We start from the raw sequence: 24510 nt of genomic DNA, 5'->3' as shown, positions 1-24510 counted from the left end.
CAGCAGTTAAGCTCTTCAGCGCCGATGGTAGTTGGGTTCGCCCTGCGAGAGTAGGACGCTGCCAGGCAAAATAAAGCTCCTGATAAGTTATTCTATAACTTATCAGGAGCTTTTTGTATGTCTTGCTTTATACTTCTGGGAATTGGGGAATATAAATACTTCATACTAATATGTCGATATTCATATACTGCAAAGAGAGAGAAAGAAGGGAAGCATAGATGGAGCAATACTTTGATGAACAATTTCTAACTGTAATGATGAAAATTATAATAGCAGTATTCCTCTCAGGAGCTATTGGGATGGAACGGGGAATGGGCAATCACCATGCTGGTTTGCGAACGCATATCCTTGTTGGCGTCGGGTCCTGTCTGATGATGATCTTATCGTTATATGGTTTTACGGCTTTTAGTGAGGAGCATGACTACGTCCAATTTGATCCCGCCCGTATACCTTCCTATGTAATCAGTGGTATTGGTTTCCTGGGAGCTGGAACGATATTAGTAAATGGTACGACTGTACGAGGGCTTACGACAGCTGCTTCCGTATGGACCGTAGCAGGACTTGGACTCGTTATAGGGGCAGGAATGTATATGGAAGCGGTATTTACTACTATTATCATCCTGCTGATCCTTATCTTCCTGAATAATTTTGAAAAGCTGTTTTTATCAAGCAAAAAGCAAAAAGCGTACTGTTTGGATATTGAACTGGACAGAGATGAAAGTGTAGGGCCTCTCATGGAAATCCTCGAACGTCATCATCTGGCACTAACCAATATGAAGATGAGAAACCATCATCATGACGGAAAAATGCTGCATGTAGAGCTGGCTACACGTCACGCTATTAATGAAATGGAACTCTTTGAGGAATTAACCAACTTAACAAATATCCGATCAGTCAGTACAGTGAAAAGTTAAAACCCTTTTAAGGGTTTTTTTCTGTTATTAGAGGCTATGCTAGGGAAGTAGAGCTTTGCATTCCTCCTGCAAAATGTATATAATAAAGTCAAAGATAGTCAAAGTCAAAGGAAGGGAGGCGACTTGTGTGAGCAATATTTCGGACATCATAGAGGCTTATTTAAAGCAGATACTTCAATCGACGGATACGCAGGAAGTGGAAATAAAGAGAAGTGAAGTGGCGAACCGCTTTCAGTGCGTGCCCTCCCAAATCAACTATGTAATAAAGACAAGATTTACTGTTGAGAAAGGATATCTTGTTGAGAGTAAGCGTGGCGGCGGTGGTTACATTCGTATCATTCGGGTAAAGCACCATACAGAAGCAAGTTTGATAGATGAAGTAATTGAAATGGTTCAGCCGCGAGTATCACAGCAAACTGCCAACAGTATCATTGAACGGCTTGCTGAAGAGAAGATACTGACCGAACGGGAAGCGAAGATCATGCTGCGGGCAACCAGCCGGGAAACACTAGCCTTTCCTCTTCCGCTTCGCGATGAAGTCAGGTCCCGTATTTTAGTTTCAATGCTGACTGCTATCAAGTACTAGTCAGATAAGGAGGGCATCAGGATGGAATGTCAAGAGTGTCATATAAGACCAGCAACCTTGCATTTAACAAATGTCGTCAACGGACAGAAGACGGAGATGCATGTTTGCGAACAATGTGCGAAAGAGAATGGATATGTCTCCTACGGCCAAGAAGGGTATTCCCTGCATAACTTATTATCTGGTCTATTTCATATGAACCCATCTACTGTTCAAGGACATAAACATTTCTCCCAAGCTCCAGCAGCACTTGCTTGCCCCAAGTGTGGGCTGACATACAATGAGTTCACACGACTAGGGAAATTCGGCTGTGCTTCCTGCTATGAAACTTTCGAAGACAATCTGAATCCTATCTTCCGCCGTGTACACAGTGGCAATACAAAACATGAAGGCAAGATACCAAAGCGGATGGGCAGCGGTATAGAGAAAAAACGAAAGATCGCAGCATACCGGGAATCCATGCAGCAATATATCCAGGAAGAAGAGTTTGAGAAGGCAGCAGAGCTCCGTGATAAGATACGTTCCCTGGAGCAAAGCACAGATGTACAGGAAGAGGGTGATAGCTGATGTCACTAGAGAAATTCATGAGTGATGCCATCAGCCCTTGGATGAAAGAAAATGGACCAGACTGTGATATAGTCATGAGCAGCCGAATCAGACTGGCCAGAAACTTTGAAAATCGCACGTTCCCTTTGATTGCGAAAGCAGAAGACTTGGATGATGTGCTTAATTTCTTCCAGGATAGCTATCAAGACGCAGATTTTAATGAGCGAGGAAAAATGCAATTCTTACGTATTGCAGATCTTTCCCCGATCGAGAAGAAGGTATTCGTTGAAAAGCATTTGATTAGCCCGCATTTAGCAGAACATGCGGAGGAGGCAGGAGTTTTGCTGTCCGAAAGCGAACAAGTCTCTATCATGGTAAATGAAGAGGATCATCTGCGCATCCAACTGTATCTGCCAGGCTTCCAGCTGAAAAAGGCACTGTCAGAAGCATTTGAAGTGGATGATTGGCTTGAGCAGAAGATAACGTATGCGTACGATGAGGAAAGAGGATATCTTACTACTTGCCCGACGAATGTAGGAACGGGGCTTCGGGCTTCGGTAATGATGCATCTGCCTGCTTTGACCATGACACATCAAATGAATCGGCTGACACCAGCAATCAACCAGCTGGGGCTTGTTGTACGCGGTATTTATGGCGAAGGCAGCGAGGCACAAGGCAATATTTATCAGATTTCCAACCAGATTACGTTGGGGAAATCAGAACAGGATATTGTCGAGGATCTGGAGAGTGTAGTGAGCCAGTTGATTGAGCAGGAGAGGCAGGCTCGCCAGACTTTGACAGAGGAGCTGAGCATCCAGCTGGAGGATCGGATCTTCCGGTCTTATGGAACATTGCGTTACAGCCGCATTATCGAATCAAAGGAAGCAGCAACCTGTTTATCGGATGTTAGATTAGGCATTGATATTGGGTATATACAAGATATGCCTCAATCCATACTTAATGAATTAATGGTATTGATACAGCCAGGCTTCCTGCAGCATTATGCGAAAAGAAGCTTATCTGGCAGAGAACGAGATGTATTACGTGCCTCCCTCATCAGAGAGCGGATGCATTTAGAAAATAACTGACTGACCAAGGAGGAATTCCTATGATGTTTGGACGCTTTACAGAAAGAGCACAAAAGGTCCTTGCACTTGCACAAGAAGAAGCAGTGCGTCTAGGGCATAATAATATCGGTACAGAACATATCCTATTGGGTCTTGTGAGCGAAGGTGAAGGCATTGCCGCCAAAGCTCTGACGACACTAGGATTGGAAACAGAACGCATACAGGAAGAGGTTGAACAGCTGATCGGCCGCGGCCAGAAAATCACTGGTACCCCTTATTACACACCTCGTGCAAAGAAAGTAATTGAGCTTTCCTTGGACGAAGCGAGAAAGCTTGGACATTCTTATGTGGGCACAGAGCATATCCTTCTTGGATTGATTCGCGAAGGTGAAGGGGTTGCAGCACGTGTGCTGAATAATCTCGGTGTCAGCTTGAATAAAGCTCGTCAGCAAGTGCTGCAGCTATTGGGAAGCAATGAGTCCTCTGCTGGAAAACAGCGCGGCAGCCAGTCTGCTAGAGCGAATACGCCTACACTTGATAGTTTGGCAAGAGATCTTACGGCTATTGCTAAAGAAGGAAATATTGATCCAGTTATTGGCCGTGAGAAAGAGATCGAGCGTGTTATTCAAGTACTGAGCCGTCGTACTAAAAACAACCCTGTCTTGATCGGTGAGCCAGGTGTAGGTAAAACAGCAGTAGCTGAAGGACTTGCACAGCAAATCATCAATAACGAAATACCTGAAATCCTCCGGGATAAGCGTGTCATGACGCTTGATATGGGTACTGTTGTCGCAGGTACGAAATATCGCGGGGAATTTGAGGATCGTTTGAAAAAAGTAATGGAGGAGATTCGCCAGGCAGGAAATATCATCCTCTTTATCGATGAGCTTCATACACTTATCGGTGCAGGTGGAGCAGAAGGAGCAATCGATGCTTCCAACATTCTGAAGCCATCCCTTGCACGTGGTGAACTGCAGTGTATCGGTGCTACGACTTTGGATGAATACCGCAAATACATCGAAAAGGATGCAGCGCTTGAGCGTCGTTTCCAGCCTATCCAAGTTGACGAACCATCTGTTGAAGAATCCGTTCAGATCCTTACTGGTCTGCGTGACAGATATGAAGCCCATCACCGTGTGACGATCACAGATGAGGCTATCCGTGCGGCAGCAGAGTTCTCTGATCGTTATATCACAGATCGTTTCCTTCCGGATAAAGCAATCGACTTGATTGACGAAGCAGCTTCCAAAGTGCGCCTGCGCTCTTATACAGCTCCGCCAAACCTAAAAGAGCTTGAGCAAAAGCTGGAGGAAGTTCGCAAAGAGAAAGATGCAGCTGTTCAAAGCCAGGAATTCGAAAAAGCGGCTTCCTTGCGTGATACTGAGCAGCGCCTGCGTGATCAGCTGGATCAGACGAAAGACCAATGGAAAGAAAAGCAAGGTCAGGAAAGCAGTGAAGTTACTGTAGAGGATATTGCTTCTGTCGTTTCCATCTGGACTGGTGTACCTGTTGCCAAGCTGACGAAGGATGAGTCGGAACGTTTGCTTAATATGGAGCAGACACTGCATGGACGTGTCATCGGACAAGAGGAAGCTGTCGTGGCTATCTCCAAAGCAATTCGCCGTGCACGTGCTGGCCTTAAAGATCCGAAACGCCCGATTGGTTCATTCATCTTCCTGGGACCTACTGGTGTAGGTAAAACAGAACTAGCACGAGCATTGGCTGATTCCATGTTCGGTGATGAAGATGCGATGATCCGTATCGATATGTCGGAATACATGGAGCGCCATTCCACAGCACGTCTTGTCGGTTCTCCTCCAGGATATGTTGGGTATGAAGAGGGCGGACAGCTTACTGAGAAGGTCCGTCGCAAACCTTATTCTGTTGTATTGCTTGATGAGGTGGAAAAAGCCCACCCAGAAGTATTCAACATCTTGCTTCAAGTATTGGAAGATGGCCGTTTGACGGATTCAAAAGGCCGCTTGGTCGACTTCCGCAACACGATTTTGATCATGACTTCCAATGTCGGTGCCAGTGAGCTGAAACGCAGCAAGTCACTTGGTTTCACAATGGATAGTGAAGATCAGAACTTCAAGGATATGAAAGCGAAAGTGACAGAAGAGCTGAAAAAAGCTTTCCGTCCAGAGTTCTTGAACCGTATCGATGAAACGATCGTATTCCATCCGCTCGAGAAGAAACACATGAAAGATATCGTTACGTTGATGGCAGATCAGCTTAAGAAACGTCTTGCACAGCAAGATATTGAATTCACGCTGACAGATGCTGTTATTGAGAAAATCGCTAATGATGGATTCGACGCGGAATATGGAGCTCGACCATTGCGTCGTGCGATCCAGAAGAATATCGAAGATCTATTATCAGAGGAACTCCTTCGCGAGAACATCCGCAAAGGACAACAAGTGAATATTGATGTAGATAAAGAAGGTAAATATGTCGTTACAGGCAAATAATGAATAGGGAGGTGTTTTCGCCTCCCTTTTTGCTTTGATTTGTGGAATTTTTTCTATAATAATAATTTTGTTTGATATATTTCTGTAACTTTTATGCCGTAATTATCGTATAAAATGATGAAGAAGGATTTGATAGGTTTGGCAAAAAGAAAGACAAAGTATGTATGTCAGGAATGTGGATATGAATCCGCAAAATGGATGGGCAAATGCCCGAGCTGTAACAACTGGAATACCTTTACGGAAGAAGTCGTTTCTCCAGCTAACAGCGGAGCCTTCCGTCACTCGAATACAACAACTACAGCTGCTAAGCCACAGTCGATTACAGCCATTCATTCCGAAAAGGAACCGAGAGTAACAACGGATCTTCCGGAATTCAACAGGGTGCTCGGCGGTGGAATCGTAGCAGGATCACTTGTGCTTATCGGGGGCGACCCTGGTATTGGTAAATCCACCCTGCTTTTGCAAGTCAGCGCACAGCTGGCTGATAAGGAACTGCCGGTGCTGTATATCTCCGGTGAGGAATCTGCCCGTCAGACAAAACTCCGAGCAGATCGTCTCGGTGTAAAAGCAGACCAGCTCTATGTATTATCAGAGACAAATCTGCAGGATATCACAAGGCATATTGAAGAACTAAAGCCGGCGTTTGTTGTAGTCGATTCCATCCAGACCGTGTATCGGGAAGAAGTTACCAGTGCACCGGGAAGTGTCACACAGGTACGTGAATGTACAAGTGAGCTGATGCGAGTGGCTAAGACGAATGGTATTCCGATATTCCTCGTTGGTCATGTAACGAAAGAAGGAGCCATCGCTGGTCCTAGAATGCTTGAGCATATGGTGGATGCAGTTCTTTATTTCGAAGGGGAGCGTCATCATACGTTCCGAATCTTGCGCAGTGTAAAGAACCGGTTTGGAAGTACGAATGAAATGGGTATTTTCGAGATGAAGGAAGAAGGATTAAGGGAAGTGACGAACCCGTCTGAAATCTTCCTGGAGGAAAGATCCCAGGGTGCAGCTGGGTCGACAGTTGTTGCATCGATGGAAGGGACACGCCCTGTCCTTGTCGAAATCCAGGCACTTATCTCTCCGACCAGTTTCGGGAACCCGCGCCGTATGGCTACCGGTACCGATCATAACCGTGTGCCGCTTTTAATGGCGGTACTGGAGAAACGGGTCGGACTTATGCTGCAGAATCAGGATGCTTATGTGAAGATTGCCGGCGGTATGCGACTGGATGAGCCTGCTATCGATTTGGCAGTAGCTGCCAGTATCGCGTCCAGCTTTAAGGACAAGCCAACCAAGCCAGATGATGTCTTGATAGGGGAAGTAGGTCTGACAGGTGAAGTGAGACGCGTATCCCGGATTGAACAGCGTGTCCAGGAAGCGGCCAAGCTTGGCTTCAAGCGGGCCATCGTACCGAAGAAGAATTTGGATGGCTGGACGATTCCTGCAAGTATTAAAGTAGTCGGAGTCAATTCCGTCAGTGAAGCACTCCATATTGTATTAGGAGAGGATTAACCTCTCCTTAGTTGGTAATATTTTTTGACATGTTCTCTGAAACTATGCTACTATGTAATGTTTCCCAAATTGACTGGGCATCTAAAACATGCTACGGTTAAACTGCAATTATTTATTTTTACGTCTAATATATTTTATTTCAGGTAATACTTTCTGTTAGGAGGTGACAGTAATGTTAAAGCGAATCGTGCAATTATTTATTATCGTTGCAGGCGGTATGGTAGGGTTTCTCTACATTCCTAAATTAATGGATCTAGCGAACTTTACCAACATTGGTTGGCTTAATTCCCCGATCGTTGGATTGATTGGCGGAGCTATTCTATTATTCTTATTACTGTTTTGGGTGGTCGATTATATTGTCGGCTTCATCCACTGGGTGGAGGACTCACTAGTCAAGACACCTGCTGCTGATTTGTTCTTTGGCAGCATCGGGCTTATTATCGGGTTGGTCGTAGCTTACTTGATTACGATTCCGATCCGCGGTATCGGTTTTGTGCTTGTTTCGGAGGTTTTGCCGCTGTTCGTCACGATTTTCCTTGGCTACATCGGATTCCAGGTTGGATTCAAGCGCCGGGATGAATTCCTGAATATGATGACTTTGGCAAGAAAAGATAAGAAGAAAGCTGTGGATGAACAAGAAGCTGGAGAAGAAAACGTCCAGGCTGTTCAGCCTAAGTCAAAATTGCTCGATACGAGTGTTATCATCGATGGACGTATCGCAGACATTTGCGAAACGAACTTCTTGGAGGGTACGATTGTCATCCCGCAATTCGTATTGAATGAATTGCAGCATATCGCTGATTCATCTGATGCGTTGAAGCGGAACCGCGGACGTCGCGGTCTTGATGTCTTGAATCGCATCCAAAAAGAAATGCCAAGTGTGAAAGTGGAATTCTACGAGGGTGACTTCGAGGATATTCCAGAAGTTGATTCCAAGCTGGTCAAGTTGGCCAAAGTTATCGATGGTATTGTCGTTACGAATGATTTCAATTTGAACAAAGTATGTGAGTTCCAGAACGTGCCGGTCTTGAATATCAATGACTTGGCGAATGCAGTGAAGCCGGTTGTCATTCCAGGTGAGGAATTGACAGTTCAGGTGATCAAAGACGGGAAAGAACATAATCAAGGCGTGGCTTACTTGGATGATGGTACGATGATCGTTGTTGAGGAAGGCAAAAATTATATCGGTAAGACAATCGAAGTGCTCATCACGAGTGTATTGCAGACTTCCGCAGGCCGAATGATCTTTGCAAAGCCGAAATTACTTGAAAAAGCATTGTAAAAAAGTATAACATGATAGAAGTAGACAAAAGTGATAACATGGGATGTTATCGCTTTTGTTTGGATTCGACTTAAAATAAGGCGGTAAAAATAGATGCATTATCAAGCTATCGTGTTAGCTGCCGGGCAAGGTAAACGGATGCAGGCAGGCCATAACAAGCAATTCCTTACAATCGGGCAAAAGCCGCTCATTGTTCATACGCTGAATGTTTTCGATCAGGATCCATGGTGCAGATCGATCACACTTGTTGTCAGCTATTCAGATCGTGAATTGATGCAGCAGCTATTGGCAGCGCAGAAATGGACAAAGCCGATCAACCTGACAGAAGGCGGAAGCGAGCGGCAGGAGAGTGTCCTGATGGGTCTGGAAGCATTGCCTGATAAGTCCGGTATCATTTTCATACACGATGGTGCGCGGCCATTTGTAACAATCGAGAGACTCCATGCATTGGCTGAGGCATGCCTTGAGCATCGCGGAGCAATACTGGCGGTGCCGGTCACAGATACAATCAAACTTCGCCGCGGCAATCGTTTGGAAACGATGGATCGAGGGCTGCTGTGGGCTGCTCAGACACCACAGGCTTTTGATTACCAGCTTATCTATGACGCACATGTGTCGGCGAAGGTTGATGGGGTGCTGGGAACAGATGACGCTTCATTAGTGGAGAGGCTCGATCAGGATGTGTTCATCGTAGAAGGCAGCTATGATAATATGAAGCTTACGACACCAGAGGACTTATACAAAGCGGAAGCATTTTTAAATGGTAAATAAAGCGAGGTCACATTATGTTTCGAATTGGACAAGGATTTGATGTACATGCTTTTGCAGAGGATAGACCGTGTATCATCGGCGGGATCACAATTCCTTACGAACTTGGATTGCTAGGTCATTCAGATGCAGATGTACTACTACATACGATTGCGGATGCATGTCTTGGTGCCTTGGCGCTTGGCGACATCGGCAAGCATTTCCCGGATACTGATCCTGCTTTCAAGGATGCGGACTCGGAAGTATTGCTGCGCCATGTATGGCAGCTTGTAAAAGAAAAAGGCTATAAACTAGGGAACTTGGATTGCACAGTTATTGCACAAGCACCGAAAATGGCACCTTATATCGATCAAATCCGTGAAAATATAGCAGGTATGCTCGACGCAGAACCGGATCAGATCAATGTGAAAGCAACAACGACAGAACAGCTGGGCTTCACTGGCCGTAAGGAAGGAATCGCTGCGCAAGCAGTCGTCCTTTTGCAGCAAGCCTAACATAATCGAAAGGGAGTTATTCATATGTCAAAACCTGTACGTGTGCGCTATGCACCAAGTCCGACTGGACATTTGCATATTGGAAACGCACGAACTGCACTATTCAACTACTTATATGCCCGTCATCATGATGGCAAATTCATCGTCCGCACAGAAGATACAGATCAGAAGCGAAATGTAGAAGGCGGCGAGGAAAGCCAGTTCAGCTATTTGAAATGGCTTGGTATCAAATGGGACGAAGGTGCCGATATCGGCGGCGAATACGGACCATATCGTCAATTGGAGCGTCTGGACATCTATAAAAAATATGTAGATGAATTGCTGGATCGCGGTCTTGCTTACAAATGCTACGTGACGGAAGAGGAATTGGAAAAAGAGCGTGAGGAACAAAAGGCGAATGGACAAGTTCCTAAGTATTCTGGTGTGCACCGTGATCTGACGCCAGAGCAGCAAGAGAAGTTCGAAGCGGAAGGCAGACAGCCAAGTATCCGTTTCCGAGTTCCGGAAAATAAAACATACAAATTTAATGATATTGTTCGTGATGAAATCAGCTTCGAGTCCAGTGACTTCGGTGACTGGGTCATCGTGAAGAAGAACGGTATCCCAACATATAATTTTGCTGTGGCAATCGATGACCATCTAATGGAGATCTCCCATATCCTTCGCGGTGAGGAGCATATCTCCAATACGCCGAAGCAGCTTATGATTTACGAAGCATTTGGCTGGGAAGCGCCGGAATTTGGACATATGACATTGATTCTTAACGAAAACCGCAAGAAGCTGTCCAAACGTGATGAGCATATCCTGCAGTTCATCGAGCAATATAAAAACCTAGGTTATCTGCCGGAAGCGATGTTCAACTTCATCAGCTTGCTTGGCTGGTCACCAGTCGGAGAAGAAGAGATCTTCTCCAAAGATGAAATCATCAAGATTTTCGATCCGAATCGTCTATCCACTTCTGCTGCAATCTTCGATCCGCAGAAGCTTAAATGGATGAACAACCAATACATCAAATCAGAAGATGCGGGACGTATCGAGAAATTGACATTGCCGCATTTGATTCAGGCTGGCAAACTGCCTGAAAACATGGAAGATTCCCGTCGTGACTGGGCAGCAGAGCTTATCGCTCTTTACAAGGATCAGTTGAACTATGGTGCGGAGATTGTCGAGTTGACAGAGTTATTCTTCCAGGAAGAAATCGCTTATGATGAAGAAGCAATGGCTGTACTTCAGGATGAGCAAGTACCAGAAGTATTGAAAGCATTCTCTGAACAGCTTTCAGCGCTTGAAGCATTCGAACCGGATACAATCAAAGGTGCGATCAAATCGACGCAAAAACAGACTGGTCAAAAAGGCAAAAAGCTCTTCATGCCGATTCGTGTTGCTACAACAGGCGTAACACACGGTCCAGAGCTGCCTAACTCTATTCACTTGCTTGGCGAAACAGTTGTCCAAAACCGTCTTCGTTCAGCAATCGACCAGCTGACAAAGTAAAATATTCACTTTTTTGCTGAAATATAATATAGTAGTACTACACATTCGAACGTTGAAGAGGAGAAGTACGCATCTGTCTTTCCATCCAGAGAGAGCCGTATACGCTGCGAGCGGCTTTGGAGAGCTTTTGCGGAAATGCGCCTCGGAGTCTTTTGCCGAAATGATAGTAGGTAAAAGCGGTTCTCGCCGTTATCTGAGTGAAGCTGGGGAATGCCATAGGTTTTCCCAAATAGAGTGGAACCGCGCAAAAAGCGTCTCTGTCATTGTACAGGGGCGCTTTTTTTCGTGAAACGGTAGAGCGGAAAGGAAGGGGAAAATGGGATTTTTCAAGATGCTGAAAGAGGATGTTATGGTAGTCTTCGACCAGGATCCAGCTGCTCGTTCATATCTGGAAGTTATCTTAACGTATTCCGGCTTGCATGCCATTTGGTCACATCGAATTGCGCACCAATTCTACAAGCATAAATTCTATTTCCTTGCCCGCGTTGTTTCACAAGTGAGCCGTTTCTTCACCGGTATTGAAATACATCCCGGAGCCACAATCGGCAGAAGATTCTTCATTGATCACGGCATGGGAGTCGTCATAGGTGAAACATGCGAGATCGGTGATAATGTAACGATCTTCCAAGGCGTGACTTTAGGTGGTACAGGGAAGGAAAAGGGCAAACGGCATCCGACCGTCAAAGACAATGCGCTTATCGCAACAGGAGCTAAAGTATTGGGTTCGATTACGATTGGTGCCAACTCGAAGATAGGAGCAGGATCTGTAGTCCTGCATGATGTACCGGATTGTTCGACAGTAGTCGGCATCCCTGGGCGTGTCGTCATCAAAGACGGGGAACGAATCAGAAGAGATCTGGATCATCAGGATTTGCCGGACCCAGTTGCGGAGAAACTAAGGAAAATGGATCTGGAAATCAAAGAACTACAGCGGGAATTAGCCGCAGCAAAAGGAGAGAAGCAGCATGTCGGTAAAAATTTATAATACATTGAGCCGTAAGAAGGAACCTTTCGTTCCGCTGGAAGAAGGAAAGGTAAGCATGTACGTCTGCGGTCCAACTGTTTACAACTATATTCATATCGGTAATGCAAGACCGCCGATTGTATTCGACACAGTCCGCCGCTATCTTGAATATCGCGGTTATGATGTCACATATGTCATGAACTTCACAGATGTTGATGACAAAATCATCAATGCAGCGAAAGAAATGGGCGAAGATGTTTATGCGGTTGCGGAGAAATTCATCCAAGCTTATCAGGAAGATACATCAGCACTTGGAGTGAAAGAAGGTGCGCTCCATCCGCGTGTGACAGAAAGTATGGAAGAAATCATCGATTTTGTGCAAGGCTTGATCAATAAAGGGTATGCGTATGTATCAGAGGGTGATGTCTACTTCCGTACACGTTCCTTTGATGGCTACGGTAAATTGTCGCATCAGTCTATTGATGAATTGCGCTCAGGTGCCCGCATTCGTGTCGGCGAGCAGAAGGATGATCCACTTGACTTTGCCCTATGGAAAAATGCAAAGCCAGGAGAGATTTCATGGAAAACACCATGGGGTGAAGGACGCCCGGGTTGGCACATCGAATGCTCGGCGATGGTGAAAAAACATCTTGGTGACACAATTGATATCCATGCAGGCGGAACCGACCTTACGTTCCCGCACCATGAAAATGAGATCGCGCAATCAGAAGCACTTAATGGAAAGTCATTTGCGAACTATTGGATGCATAACGGACACATCAATATTGATAACGAGAAAATGTCCAAGTCACTGGGCAACTTCATCCTTGCGCATGATTTGATCAAAAAACACGATCCGCAAGTATTGCGATTCTTCATGCTTAGCGTACATTACCGCAACCCTATCAATTTCACGGATGAATTATTGGAAAGTGCAAAGACTGGCTTGGCGCGAATTAAAAATGCTTATGATAATCTGCAGCACAGAAAAGCTGCCAGCACAAATCAGGATAATAATGCGATTGGTGCAATGGAAACGATCCAGGAGCTTCGAACTCGTTTCGAAGAAGAAATGGATGATGATTTCAATACAGCCAACGCTATTTCCGTCTTATTTGATTTAGCTAAAGAAGCGAATGTTTACTTGCAGCAGGAGCAAACATCCGAGCAAGTAATCGAAGCCTTTATCAAAGCATTCGAAGAGCTCGGCAGTGTGCTTGGCATCAAATTTGCTGCAGAAACAGAATTGCTGGATGATGAAATTGAAGGCTTGCTCACGCAGCGAGTGGAAGCCCGTAAGAATCGTGACTTCCAGGAAGCAGACCGAATTCGCGATTTGCTTAAGGAGAAAAATATCATCCTTGAGGATACATCGCAGGGTACGCGCTGGAAAAGAGGATAATACATGGACGTGAAACAAATGAAAAGTTTGGCGCTCGCTTATATGGGAGACGCTGTTTATGAGATTTATGTACGTCGGCATCTCCTCCACAAAGGAGAGGTAAAACCGAATCAGCTGCACCATGCAGCGGTCAACTTCGTTTCTGCAAAGTCACAAGCGAAGGTGATCCGGGATTGGCTTGAGCAGGACATGCTGTCGGAGGAAGAACAGGCGGTCTTTCGAAGAGGGCGTAATGCCAAGTCTGGTACGGTTCCTAAAAACACGGATGTACAGACTTACAGATATAGTACAGGCTTTGAAGCGCTGATTGGGTATCACTATCTGCTGGAAGATACAGATCGTCTTGAAACCCTTATACAAGCAGCTATCAAACATGTAGAAGAAAGGAGTCAGCAGCATGGCAGATGAATGGATAATCGGGAAAAACCCTGTAACGGAAGCATTGCGGTCTGGACGCTCCATTAACAAAATCATGGTGTCGGAGCATTTGCAGCCAAAAACATGGCAATCGATACAGGAACTCGCAAAAGCAAGCGGTACAATCGTTCAAAAAGTACCGAAAAGAAAATTAGATCAATTGATCGAGGGGGCACATCAAGGGATTGTTGCTTCTGTCGCAGCATATGAATACAGTTCAGTGGATGACCTGTTCCGAGTAGCGGAGGAACGGGGAGAGCAGCCATTCTTCATCATCCTTGATGAAATGGAGGATCCGCATAATCTTGGTTCCATCCTTCGAACAGCAGATGCAGTAGGAGCACATGGCGTCATTATTCCGAAGCGTCGTTCAGTCAGCCTGACTGCTACCGTAGCCAAGACCTCTGCGGGAGCTATCGAGTATATTCCTGTCGCACGTGTGACAAACCTGGCACAGACGATTGATCACTTGAAGGAACGGAATGTGTGGGTTGCTGGTACGGCAGCAGAAGGCGCGATTGATTACCGCCGTCTGGATGCAGTCGGAGCGATTGCGCTTGTAATCGGAAATGAAGGAAAAGGTATCAGCAGGCTTGTCCGGGAGAAATGTGATTGGACAGTTTCGCTTCCTATGCAGGGGAAAGTTACTTCCCTTAACGCAAGTGTAGCGGCAAGTCTTCTTATGTATGAAGTAAACCGCCAGCGTCATCCTCTAGGGGAATAAAGATGGTCATATTAGTGGTCGATGGCTATAACGTCATCGGGGCATGGGAAGAACTGCATGCACTCCGCGATACAGATTTTGAACAGTCCCGCCAGCTGCTGATAGAGAAGCTGGCCGAGTATCAGGCTTACACAGGTCATCGGGTAATTGTCGTATTCGATGCCTATCATGTGAGGGGATTGGAGAAAAAATACGAAAATTATAAAGTAGAAGTTCTCTATACAAAAGAAAAAGAGACAGCCGATGACCGTATCGAAAAACTGATAAAAACGTTGAAAAATGTCAAGACGCAAGTTTACGTCGCAACTTCTGATTATGCAGAACAGAGTACTATATTTGGGCAAGGGGCACTTCGTAAATCATCCAGGGAACTATATCTGGAGATAAAGCAAATCGAACGTGAAATCGACCAGGAAATCAGAGAGTACAATACTCGACAATTTCCACCAAAAATCCCCTTAAAACCCGAAGTGAGGGAAACACTCGAAGCATGGCGCAGAAGGAAGAAATAGCCAAAGTAGTATATTGACGGTTATTTAGACCGCCTGTATAATGACCCTATAAATTCGCGGTATACATGGTCAGGGGGAATCCTTAAGTGGCAATTGTCAAGCAGCGGACGGTAGACCAGGATTACGCAGTGATGGAAGATAGTGTTCTTGTAGATTTAGTCAAAGCAGGTCATGTTGATGCCCTAGATTTTCTGATTAACAAGTATCGAAATTTTGTCAGAGCGAAAGCTCGTACGTATTTTCTGATTGGAGCCGACCGGGAAGACATTGTCCAGGAAGGGATGATTGGCCTTTATAAGGCCATCCGTGATTTTAATGGGGAGAAGCTCGCTTCATTCAAGGCGTTCGCCGAACTCTGTGTAACCAGGCAGATCATCACAGCAATCAAAACAGCGACAAGACAAAAGCATATTCCGCTTAATTCTTATGTATCGCTGGACAAGCCAATCTATGATGAGGAATCCGACAGGACTCTCCTTGATATTATAGTCAGCTCCAAAGCGGGGGATCCGCAAGACGTCTTGATCAATCAAGAACGGTTCCTCGATATGGAGGAGAAGATGGCGCAGCTGCTCAGTGAATTGGAGAGACAGGTATTGGCTCTCTATCTGGACGGCAGATCCTATCAAGAAATTTCCGAGGAACTGAAGCGGCATGTCAAATCAATCGATAATGCCCTGCAGCGGGTAAAACGAAAGCTGGAGCGGTATCTTGAAATCAGCGAAGTGACATTATAAGCTTCGTTGACAAGCCATTTCATGCGTGCTACAGTAAAATTGTGTCAAAATACCCGAGAGGGTGGAGATTTTTGCGTAAAACAGTTACATTAGCGTGCTCGGAATGTTTGAGCCGCAATTATTCCACCGCAAAGAGTGGAAATCAATCACAGCGCTTAGAGACTAGGAAATTCTGCAAACGATGCGACAAGCATACAGTCCATCGGGAGACAAAATAGACAACAATGCCTGTCGGCGAGAGTTTGGGGGTAGTACCATGAATCCTGTTACGTTTTTGAAGAATGTTTCTAAAGAGATGAAGAAGGTCAGCTGGCCAACCGGTAAAGAGTTATATCGCTATACGATCGTCACAGTTTTAACAGTCGTGTTCGCTGCTATATTCTTCGGTTTAGTTGATTTAGGGATCTCTGAGATTTTAAATTTATTCTTTTGAATAATGCCCGCTGATATATGCTATAATGGTATTAAATATTGCTCGTAGAAAAAAACCCGTTCCGTACGGGTTTTTTAAATTGGTCTTTTTGCCCAGCATCGGCAATAACTAAACCAAAGGGAGGGAAGGACAAGCGTTTGTCCTGACAGCATGGAAAAAAGATGGTATGTCGTACACACCTATTCTGGATATGAAAACAAAGTAAAGGCCAACCTGGAGAAAAGACTCGATTCCATGGGAATGGAAGATAAAATCTTCCGCGTCGTCGTTCCTGAGGATGAAGAGACAGAGATCAAGAACGGTAAACGTAAAACAGCTATGAAGAAAGTCTTCCCTGGTTACGTATTGACAGAAATGATCATGACGGATGATTCCTGGTATGTCGTTCGAAATACGCCGGGAGTAACTGGTTTCGTCGGATCTACTGGTTCAGGTTCCAAGCCGACACCGCTTTTGGAGGAAGAAGTAGAAACAATCCTCAAACGGATGGGTATGGAAGAGACATTGACGGAATTCGATTTCGAAGAAAAAGAAAGTGTCCGTGTTACGGATGGTCCGTTCAACGACTTTACTGGAACGATCGAAAATATCGACATGGATAAACAAAAAGTAAAAGTCCATGTAAATATGTTCGGACGGGAAACGCCAGTGGAGCTTGATTTCTCCCAGATCGAGAAATTATAATCCAGCATTCGGAATTTATTTGGAAGCCCCTTGCATTGTTTATAGATAAATGCTAGAATCTTAATGTTAATGACTATAGTCTATAATATATAGCTATACAGACATGTTGAGTGGGAGGGTGAGAAACCCTATTACCACATCACGGACTTAAGGAGGTGTGTCTCGTGGCTAAAAAAGTAATCAAAGTTGTAAAATTGCAGATCCCTGCAGCTAAAGCGAATCCAGCTCCACCAGTTGGACCGGCACTAGGTCAAGCAGGTGTGAACATCATGGGATTCTGTAAGGAATTTAACGCCCGCACGCAAGAGCAAGCTGGCTTGATCATTCCAGTTGAAATCACGGTATTCGAAGACCGTTCATTTACATTCATCACTAAAACTCCGCCTGCTGCAGTCTTGCTTAAGAAAGCAGCTGGTATCGAATCAGGTTCAGGCGAACCGAACCGTAACAAAGTCGCTACAGTTAAACGCGATAAAGTAAGAGAGATTGCGGAATCTAAAATGCCTGACTTGAATGCTGCAAACGTTGAATCAGCAATGCGTATGGTTGAAGGTACTGCTCGCAGTATGGGAATTGTCATCGAAGACTAATTCTGATTCAATCATAGAAACTGACGAGGTTGCGTGAATGGAGTATACCATTTCGCAGCCTTTTTAAAAGCCGGCATTTCCGGCAATAGCGGACACTCGTCCGCTCCGCTTTAACAAGTGGGAGGTCCTACCGTTAAAACCACAATCCGAGGAGGAAAAGGAAATGGCTGTAAAAAGCAAAAAGAAACAAGAAGCACTTAAGCTTGTTGACCGTACAGCATTGTACGAAGTAAAAGAAGCTGTTGAGCTTGTCAAAAAGACAGCTACTGCTAAATTTGACGAAACAATCGAAGCTGCTTTCCGTTTGGGAGTAGACCCTAAGAAAGCTGACCAGCAAATCCGTGGCGCAATGGTATTGCCGCACGGTACTGGTAAATCTCAACGCGTATTGGTATTCGCTAAAGGCGATAAAGCAAAAGAAGCAGAAGCTGCTGGCGCTGACTTCGTAGGCGAACAAGATCTAATCGCGAAAATCAACGGAGGCTGGTTCGAGTTCGACGTTATCGTTGCAACTCCGGACATGATGGCTGAAGTTGGTAAATTGGGCCGTGTACTAGGACCAAAAGGTCTAATGCCTAACCCTAAAACTGGAACTGTTACATTCGACGTAGAAAAAGCTATCCAGGAAATCAAAGCTGGTAAAGTTGAATACCGCGTTGACAAACAGTCCAACATCCATGTACCAATCGGTAAAGCTTCCTTCTCTGAAGAGAAATTGGAAGAAAACCTTGTTGCATTGATCGAACAACTTATTAAAGTGAAACCACAAGCTTCCAAAGGCCTTTACATGAAGAACGTAGCAATCGCTTCTACTATGGGTCCTGGAATCAAAGTTGACGTAGCACCATTCCGTTAATTGTCTGTTGACATCTAATTGGAAACACTATATAATCAACTGTGGTTAAAACCTAATAAACGTTATACCTAAGACAGCAGGTGCCCTAGGGCTTAATCTCCTGCCGAGGTGTGTGAGATATAAAGGCAGTCTGTTCCGACTGTTCCTTGTGATCATGCCTCCATGTCGAATGGAGGCATTTTTCATGTTAACTCCAGGTATAATTGTGAACAAGCTAACAGGAGGTGGAACATATGTCCAAGATCATCGAACAAAAGCAACAGGTTGTAACTGAAATCGCTGAGAAGTTCCAAGCGAGCCAATCTACAATCGTAGTAGACTACCGTGGTCTTACTGTTTCTGAGGTGACTGAACTTCGCAAACAGCTTCGTGAAGCTGGTGTGGATTTCAAAGTCTACAAAAACACATTGACTCGCCGTGCTACGGAAGTTGCTGGTTTGACAGAACTAGACGAGAACTTGACAGGCCCAACTGCTATTGCCTTCAGTAATGAAGATGTAATTGCTCCTGCTAAGATCTTGAACGACTTCGCGAAAAAGAACGAAGCACTAGAAATCAAAGCTGGTGTCATCCAAGGCAACGTGGCTTCTGTAGAACAAGTTAAAGAACTTGCAGATCTACCGAACTACGAAGGTTTGCTTTCTATGTTGCTTAGCGTGCTACAAGCACCAGTTCGCAACTTCGCTTACGCTGCGAAAGCAATCGCAGAACAAAAAGAAGAGCAAGGCGCTTAAGGCGGCCTGAGGCTTCCATACAAAATAAAACATTCCCCAAGGAGGAAATATCATGTCTAAAGAGACAATCATTGAAGAGATTAAAGGTATGTCCGTTCTAGAATTGAACGATCTTGTTAAAGCTATCGAAGAAGAATTCGGCGTTACTGCTGCAGCTCCTGTAGCTGTAGCTGGTGGCGGAGCTGCTGAAGCTGCTGAAGAGCAAACTGAATTTGACGTTGTTCTTACAAGCGCTGGCGCTTCTAAAATCAAAGTTGTTAAAGCTGTACGCGAAGCAACTGGCCTAGGTCTTAAAGACGCTAAAGATCTTGTAGATAACGCTCCTGGAAACATCAAAGAAGGCGTTTCTAAAGCTGATGCTGAAGAACTTAAAGCTAAACTTGAAGAAGCTGGAGCTTCTGTAGAAGTTAAGTAATAACAAGAAAGCTCGCCCTCGGGCGAGCTTTCCTTTTATCTATTTCTCCATGGCAATCGTGAATGGATCCTGAATAAAGAAGGTGACCAATTATGTCGGATCATTATTATACCAATCAGCCTCAATCTAAAAGTGCTCCTGCTACATGGCGATTCACTTTAAAAGGCAATGAACTTGTATTCACTTCGGATAGCGGAGTATTTTCCAAAAAAGAAGTGGATTTCGGTTCCAGGGTTTTGATTGATGTCTTCAAGGAGCCTGAAATAGAAGGGGATATACTGGATCTGGGCTGTGGATATGGACCGATCGGCATTTCATTTGCGAAGGCATTCGCAAATCGCACGGTTGTGATGAGTGACGTGAATGAACGCGCGGTATCACTTGCGAAACAGAATGCTGAGGCGAATGGAGCGGTAAATACACATTTTTATGTGAGTGATCGCTTAACCGCTTTTTCGGACCGGAAGTTCGCGGCAATTGCTACCAACCCTCCAATCCGGGCAGGCAAGAAGGTTGTACATCAGATATTTGAAGAAAGCTACCAGGCACTGCTTCCTCAGGGAGAGCTCTGGGTTGTCATTCAAAAGAAACAAGGTGCCCCATCTGCTCAGGAAAAATTGAATCAGCTGTTCGGTTCATGTGAAATCGTTAAGAAGGAAAAGGGCTATTATATTCTATTAGCCAAAAAAGATTGACTCGCATAAAAGCTTGTGGTAGTATTGTAAAATGCCAATAGATAACGATACTCGGAGAGGATTATAATTTTCTTAGGGAATCGTGTTTAAACTGTCGGCTGATTGGCAAGACTGCTATCATTATTATGTTTTTGCCTTCGTCGATTTTATCTTAATATGTATGATCAGGGTTATGTCGCCATTCGGAGGAGCTAGCAAGCTGAATTTTTAACGGTTTTTATGTAAAAACCTTTTTCGCTTTTAGCTTGATGGCGGTGCAGGAAGGACAGTAGGAGTGTTTCGCTGTTGGAACTATACCACTTTCTGATTTTTGTTAAACAGGAAGGGAAGCCCGTTTCATTACAACATTCACATCACATTCGTATTTATGCGAATGCTTTTCTATGTAAACAGAAGATGTGAACAATGCAAATATTGTGGCGATTCATTTATGTTAGCTACAATATATAATTTATTGCTTGGAAAGTCAATCGGCATTCCGGCAATTCAGACAGACCTTTATCCGAAAAGTGTCGGTCAAGTGAAAGACGAAACTGCAGGAGATTCCTGCCGCAGGATGTTGATTTACTGCAGTCTAAGGATTGCAGCTTGAATACATTACTAATGTTTGATTTGAGGGGTGAAGCTGTTGACAGGTCAAGTAGTTCAGTATGGACGACACCGCCAGCGCAGAAGCTATGCACGTATTAGTGAAGTGCTAGAGTTACCGAATCTTATCGAGATTCAAACCGCTTCTTATGAATGGTTCTTAGAAGAAGGATTACGAGAGATGTTCCAGGATATTTCCCCGATCGAGGATTTCGCGGGTAATTTATCGCTGGAATTTGTCGACTATAGCCTTGGCGAACCGAAATATCCAGTAGATGAAGCGAAAGAAAGAGACGTTACCTATAACGCTCCGCTTCGTGTGAAAGTCCGCTTGCTTAATAACGAGACAGGCGAAGTGAAAGAACAGGAAGTATTCATGGGTGACTTCCCATTGATGACAGATACAGGAACGTTCATCATCAACGGTGCTGAACGCGTTATCGTATCACAGCTTGTTCGCTCCCCTAGTGTTTATTTCAGTGAGAAATTCGACAAGAACGGAAAACGCGGCCATACGGCAACTGTTATTCCGAACCGTGGTGCATGGCTTGAGTTCGAGACGGATGCAAAGGATGTAGTCCATGTCCGTATCGACCGTACCCGTAAGCTTCCTATCACTGTCTTGCTTCGTGCGCTTGGATTCGGAAGTGATCAGGAAATCATCGATTTGATCGGTGAGAACGAGTACTTGCGAAACACATTGGAGAAAGATAACACGGAAACTACTGAAAAAGCTTTGCTTGAAATCTACGAGCGTCTTCGTCCAGGAGAGCCGCCTACTGTAGAAAACGCGAAAAGCTTGCTTGTTTCCCGTTTCTTCGATCCAAAACGCTACGACCTAGCACATGTAGGCCGCTACAAAATGAACAAAAAGCTTCATATTAAAAACCGTCTGTTCAACCAAACATTGGCGCAGCCGATCGTAGATGAAGAGACTGGTGAAGTGCTTGCACAAAAAGGCGACAAACTAGATCGTCGTCTGCTTGATAAGATTCTTCCATACCTTGATGGTTCTAACGGCAAGTTCGGTGAGAACATCTTAGAGCCGCATGATGGTGTGGTAGAAGATCAGATCGTCGTGCAGACAATCAAAATTGTGGATCCAACTGATCCAGAAGGCGAACGTACACTAAGTGTCACTGGTAATGCTACAGTTGATGACAGTGTGAAGAATCTGGACCCTGCCGATATCGTGGCAGCGATCAGCTACTTCTTTAACCTATTGTATGAAGTTGGCGACACAGATGACATCGATCACCTTGGTAACAGAAGATTGCGTTCAGTAGGTGAATTGCTGCAAAACCAATTCCGTATCGGTCTATCCCGTATGGAGCGTGTGGTACGTGAGCGTATGTCCATTCAGGATACGTCAGCTATCACGCCGCAGCAGCTGATCAATATCCGCCCAGTGATTGCATCTATCAAAGAGTTCTTCGGAAGCTCCCAGCTTTCCCAGTTCATGGACCAGACAAACCCACTGGGTGAATTGACGCACAAACGTCGTCTTTCCGCTTTGGGACCTGGTGGTTTGACTCGGGAACGTGCTGGCTTTGAAGTGCGTGACGTACACTATTCCCACTACGGAAGAATGTGTCCGATCGAAACGCCAGAGGGTCCGAACATTGGTTTGATCAACTCCCTTTCCACTTATGCGAAAGTGAACAAATTCGGTTTCATCGAGACACCTTACCGTCGTGTTGATCCGGAGACAAACCTTGTAACAGAACATATTGATTACCTTACTGCCGATGAGCAGGATAACTACGTTATCGCACAGGCAAACTCTCCACTGACAGAAGATGGCGGCTTCGCAAACGAAGAAGTCGTTGCTCGTTTCCGTGAGGAGAATACAATCGTAGCTCGTGAACGTATCGATTACATGGACGTATCACCGAAACAGGTTGTATCTGCTGCGACAGCATGTATCCCGTTCTTGGAAAACGATGACTCCAACCGTGCACTGATGGGTGCGAACATGCAGCGACAAGCAGTACCATTGATGCAGCCAGAAGCACCAATCGTAGGTACTGGTATGGAATATGTATCCGGTAAAGACTCCGGTGCAGCTGTTATCTGTCGTGCTGAAGGTATTGTAGAGCGCGTTGAAGCGAAAGAAATCATTGTACGCCGTGTAACAGAAGTCGGCGGCAGCGAAGTAAAAGGCGATACAGATCGTTATCGTCTGCAGAAATTCAATCGTTCCAACCAAGGAACTTGCTATAACCAACGTCCGATCGTCAGCGTAGGCGACCGTGTGACAAAAGGTGAAATCCTTGCTGATGGACCTTCCATGCAAGATGGAGAGCTTGCTCTTGGCCGTAACGTACTTGTTGCCTTCATGACATGGGAAGGTTACAACTACGAGGATGCTATCATCATGAGCGAACGCCTTGTGAAAGATGATGTGTACACATCCATCCATATCGAGGAATATGAGTCTGAGGCACGTGATACGAAGCTGGGACCAGAAGAAATCACGCGCGATATCCCGAACGTAGGGGAAGATGCACTGAAGAACCTTGACGAGCGCGGAATCATCCGTGTTGGTGCTGAAGTTTCCGATGGTGATTTGCTTGTTGGTAAAGTAACGCCTAAAGGTGTAACTGAGCTATCTGCAGAAGAACGTCTATTGCATGCGATCTTCGGTGAGAAGGCTCGTGAAGTCCGTGATACTTCTCTTCGTGTACCTCACGGTGCCGGCGGTATCGTATTGGATGTTAAGATCTTCAATCGTGAAGATGGCGATGAATTACCACCAGGTGTAAACCAGCTTGTACGTGCTTATATCGTTCAGAAGCGTAAGATTTCTGAAGGGGATAAGATGGCTGGACGTCACGGTAACAAAGGGGTTATCTCCAAGATCCTTCCAGAAGAGGATATGCCATTCATGCCGGATGGCACACCAGTCGATATCATGCTTAACCCACTAGGGGTACCATCTCGTATGAATATCGGACAGGTGTTTGAGCTTCACTTAGGTATGGCAGCTCGTGCACTGGGCATCCACGTTGCAACACCAGTATTTGATGGTGCGCGTGAGGAAGATGTTTGGGAAACGCTTGAAGAAGCTGGTATGCCGCGTGACGCGAAAACAGTCCTTTATGACGGAAGAACTGGTGAACCATTCGATAACCGTGTTTCCGTTGGTGTATCGTACATGATCAAGCTTGCGCACATGGTTGATGACAAGCTGCATGCACGTTCTACAGGTCCATACTCACTAGTAACGCAGCAGCCGCTCGGTGGTAAAGCACAGTTCGGTGGACAGCGTTTCGGTGAGATGGAGGTTTGGGCACTTGAAGCATATGGTGCGGCTTATACCTTGCAAGAGATTCTTACTGTCAAGTCCGATGACGTAGTCGGCCGTGTGAAGACGTATGAGTCCATCGTTAAAGGTGATAATGTACCAGAACCAGGTGTACCAGAATCATTCAAAGTATTGATTAAAGAGCTTCAGAGTCTTGGTATGGATGTTAAAATCCTCAATGCTGATGAAGAAGAAGTAGAGATGCGAGAACTTGAAGATGAAGACGAGACGCAAGTACCTGACCGCATCAATCTTGATGTACAGGAAGGGTAAGGCGGCGACACATCGACTGCATAGCAGTAACGGGATACTAAAAGG

The 24510-nt window shown here is 45.2% G+C and carries 26 protein-coding genes and 2 other annotated features; all 26 genes read left to right on the top strand.

The annotated features are described in order from the left end of the window. Window positions 1-299: 299 nt before the first annotated feature. The 26 genes from SFC25_RS16825 (at window position 300) to rpoB (ending at window position 24465) form a co-directional block, all read left to right on the top strand. Entirely contained in the window at window positions 300-914 is a 615-nt protein-coding gene (locus tag SFC25_RS16825; protein ID WP_411216374.1) for an MgtC/SapB family protein, read from the top strand. A 127-nt stretch (window positions 915-1041) separates the two neighbouring features. Next, complete coding sequence (locus SFC25_RS16820) at window positions 1042-1500, top strand: CtsR family transcriptional regulator (RefSeq protein ID WP_411216373.1); 459 nt, start codon at window positions 1042-1044, stop codon at window positions 1498-1500. Between the two features lie 21 nt (window positions 1501-1521). Continuing rightward, window positions 1522-2064 (top strand): protein-arginine kinase activator protein McsA, encoded by a 543-nt coding sequence (mcsA, locus tag SFC25_RS16815; RefSeq protein WP_411216372.1) that lies wholly within the window; start codon window positions 1522-1524, stop codon window positions 2062-2064. Further along, a complete protein-coding gene (mcsB, locus tag SFC25_RS16810) occupies window positions 2064-3131 on the top strand; it encodes a protein-arginine kinase McsB (protein ID WP_411216371.1) in 1068 nt (355 codons plus the stop codon). Before mcsA ends, mcsB begins: the two co-directional genes overlap by 1 nt. Before the next feature lie 20 nt (window positions 3132-3151). Beyond that, window positions 3152-5581 (top strand): ATP-dependent protease ATP-binding subunit ClpC, encoded by a 2430-nt coding sequence (gene clpC, locus SFC25_RS16805; protein ID WP_411216370.1) that lies wholly within the window; start codon window positions 3152-3154, stop codon window positions 5579-5581. A 138-nt stretch (window positions 5582-5719) separates the two neighbouring features. Next, window positions 5720-7096: a DNA repair protein RadA gene (gene radA / locus SFC25_RS16800; protein ID WP_411216369.1), complete on the top strand. Its 1377-nt coding sequence runs from the start codon at window positions 5720-5722 to the stop codon at window positions 7094-7096. Between the two features lie 172 nt (window positions 7097-7268). After that, window positions 7269-8378, top strand: coding sequence for a PIN/TRAM domain-containing protein (locus tag SFC25_RS16795; RefSeq protein WP_411216368.1), 1110 nt, complete (start codon window positions 7269-7271; stop codon window positions 8376-8378). 93 nt (window positions 8379-8471) lie between these two features. Beyond that, the gene (ispD, locus tag SFC25_RS16790; RefSeq protein WP_411216367.1) at window positions 8472-9149 is read left to right on the top strand and encodes a 2-C-methyl-D-erythritol 4-phosphate cytidylyltransferase; all 678 of its coding nucleotides are present in this window, start codon (window positions 8472-8474) and stop codon (window positions 9147-9149) included. A 14-nt stretch (window positions 9150-9163) separates the two neighbouring features. Continuing rightward, window positions 9164-9640: a 2-C-methyl-D-erythritol 2,4-cyclodiphosphate synthase gene (ispF, locus tag SFC25_RS16785; RefSeq protein ID WP_411216366.1), complete on the top strand. Its 477-nt coding sequence runs from the start codon at window positions 9164-9166 to the stop codon at window positions 9638-9640. 24 nt (window positions 9641-9664) lie between these two features. Then, window positions 9665-11134 carry a glutamate--tRNA ligase gene (gltX, locus tag SFC25_RS16780; protein ID WP_411216365.1) on the top strand — a complete coding sequence of 490 codons (1470 nt, stop codon included), beginning with the start codon at window positions 9665-9667 and terminating at the stop codon, window positions 11132-11134. Between the two features lie 43 nt (window positions 11135-11177). Further along, window positions 11178-11396: a binding site (T-box leader), on the top strand. A 54-nt stretch (window positions 11397-11450) separates the two neighbouring features. Further along, entirely contained in the window at window positions 11451-12119 is a 669-nt protein-coding gene (gene cysE, locus SFC25_RS16775) for a serine O-acetyltransferase (protein ID WP_411216364.1), read from the top strand. Next, window positions 12100-13500, top strand: a complete 1401-nt coding sequence (cysS, locus tag SFC25_RS16770) for a cysteine--tRNA ligase (RefSeq protein WP_411216363.1) — start codon at window positions 12100-12102, stop codon at window positions 13498-13500. Before cysE ends, cysS begins: the two co-directional genes overlap by 20 nt. 3 nt (window positions 13501-13503) lie before the next feature. Further along, complete coding sequence (locus SFC25_RS16765; RefSeq protein WP_411216362.1) at window positions 13504-13908, top strand: Mini-ribonuclease 3; 405 nt, start codon at window positions 13504-13506, stop codon at window positions 13906-13908. Further along, complete coding sequence (gene rlmB, locus SFC25_RS16760; RefSeq protein WP_411216361.1) at window positions 13898-14641, top strand: 23S rRNA (guanosine(2251)-2'-O)-methyltransferase RlmB; 744 nt, start codon at window positions 13898-13900, stop codon at window positions 14639-14641. Before SFC25_RS16765 ends, rlmB begins: the two co-directional genes overlap by 11 nt. A 2-nt stretch (window positions 14642-14643) precedes the next feature. Further along, window positions 14644-15153 carry an NYN domain-containing protein gene (locus tag SFC25_RS16755; RefSeq protein WP_411216360.1) on the top strand — a complete coding sequence of 170 codons (510 nt, stop codon included), beginning with the start codon at window positions 14644-14646 and terminating at the stop codon, window positions 15151-15153. A gap of 92 nt (window positions 15154-15245) precedes the next feature. After that, entirely contained in the window at window positions 15246-15890 is a 645-nt protein-coding gene (sigH, locus tag SFC25_RS16750) for an RNA polymerase sporulation sigma factor SigH (protein ID WP_411216377.1), read from the top strand. Window positions 15891-15961: 71 nt separating this feature from the next. After that, the gene (gene rpmG / locus SFC25_RS16745; RefSeq protein ID WP_093728594.1) at window positions 15962-16108 is read left to right on the top strand and encodes a 50S ribosomal protein L33; all 147 of its coding nucleotides are present in this window, start codon (window positions 15962-15964) and stop codon (window positions 16106-16108) included. A 38-nt stretch (window positions 16109-16146) separates the two neighbouring features. Beyond that, window positions 16147-16323, top strand: a complete 177-nt coding sequence (secE, locus tag SFC25_RS16740; RefSeq protein ID WP_038565135.1) for a preprotein translocase subunit SecE — start codon at window positions 16147-16149, stop codon at window positions 16321-16323. A 150-nt stretch (window positions 16324-16473) separates the two neighbouring features. Next, window positions 16474-17007 carry a transcription termination/antitermination protein NusG gene (nusG, locus tag SFC25_RS16735; RefSeq protein WP_411216359.1) on the top strand — a complete coding sequence of 178 codons (534 nt, stop codon included), beginning with the start codon at window positions 16474-16476 and terminating at the stop codon, window positions 17005-17007. 164 nt (window positions 17008-17171) lie between these two features. Continuing rightward, window positions 17172-17597 (top strand): 50S ribosomal protein L11, encoded by a 426-nt coding sequence (gene rplK, locus SFC25_RS16730; protein ID WP_141234182.1) that lies wholly within the window; start codon window positions 17172-17174, stop codon window positions 17595-17597. A 163-nt stretch (window positions 17598-17760) separates the two neighbouring features. Beyond that, the gene (gene rplA, locus SFC25_RS16725) at window positions 17761-18453 is read left to right on the top strand and encodes a 50S ribosomal protein L1 (RefSeq protein ID WP_411216358.1); all 693 of its coding nucleotides are present in this window, start codon (window positions 17761-17763) and stop codon (window positions 18451-18453) included. 49 nt (window positions 18454-18502) lie between these two features. After that, window positions 18503-18647, top strand: a sequence feature (ribosomal protein L10 leader region). A 39-nt stretch (window positions 18648-18686) separates the two neighbouring features. Next, window positions 18687-19187, top strand: a complete 501-nt coding sequence (rplJ, locus tag SFC25_RS16720) for a 50S ribosomal protein L10 (protein ID WP_038565146.1) — start codon at window positions 18687-18689, stop codon at window positions 19185-19187. A gap of 52 nt (window positions 19188-19239) precedes the next feature. Next, the gene (gene rplL / locus SFC25_RS16715; protein WP_095224634.1) at window positions 19240-19602 is read left to right on the top strand and encodes a 50S ribosomal protein L7/L12; all 363 of its coding nucleotides are present in this window, start codon (window positions 19240-19242) and stop codon (window positions 19600-19602) included. A 92-nt stretch (window positions 19603-19694) separates the two neighbouring features. Next, on the top strand, window positions 19695-20297 hold the full coding sequence (locus tag SFC25_RS16710) for a class I SAM-dependent methyltransferase (RefSeq protein WP_411216357.1): 603 nt from the start codon (window positions 19695-19697) through the stop codon (window positions 20295-20297). 430 nt (window positions 20298-20727) lie between these two features. Then, window positions 20728-20889, top strand: coding sequence for a hypothetical protein (locus SFC25_RS16705; RefSeq protein WP_411216356.1), 162 nt, complete (start codon window positions 20728-20730; stop codon window positions 20887-20889). Between the two features lie 36 nt (window positions 20890-20925). Then, on the top strand, window positions 20926-24465 hold the full coding sequence (gene rpoB, locus SFC25_RS16700; RefSeq protein ID WP_411216355.1) for a DNA-directed RNA polymerase subunit beta: 3540 nt from the start codon (window positions 20926-20928) through the stop codon (window positions 24463-24465). Window positions 24466-24510: the final 45 nt, after the last annotated feature.

The organism is Terribacillus saccharophilus (genome assembly GCF_046592595.1).
Classification (GTDB): Bacteria; Bacillota; Bacilli; order Bacillales; family Amphibacillaceae; genus Terribacillus; species Terribacillus saccharophilus_C.
This window is presented reverse-complemented; position numbering and strand designations above follow the sequence as displayed.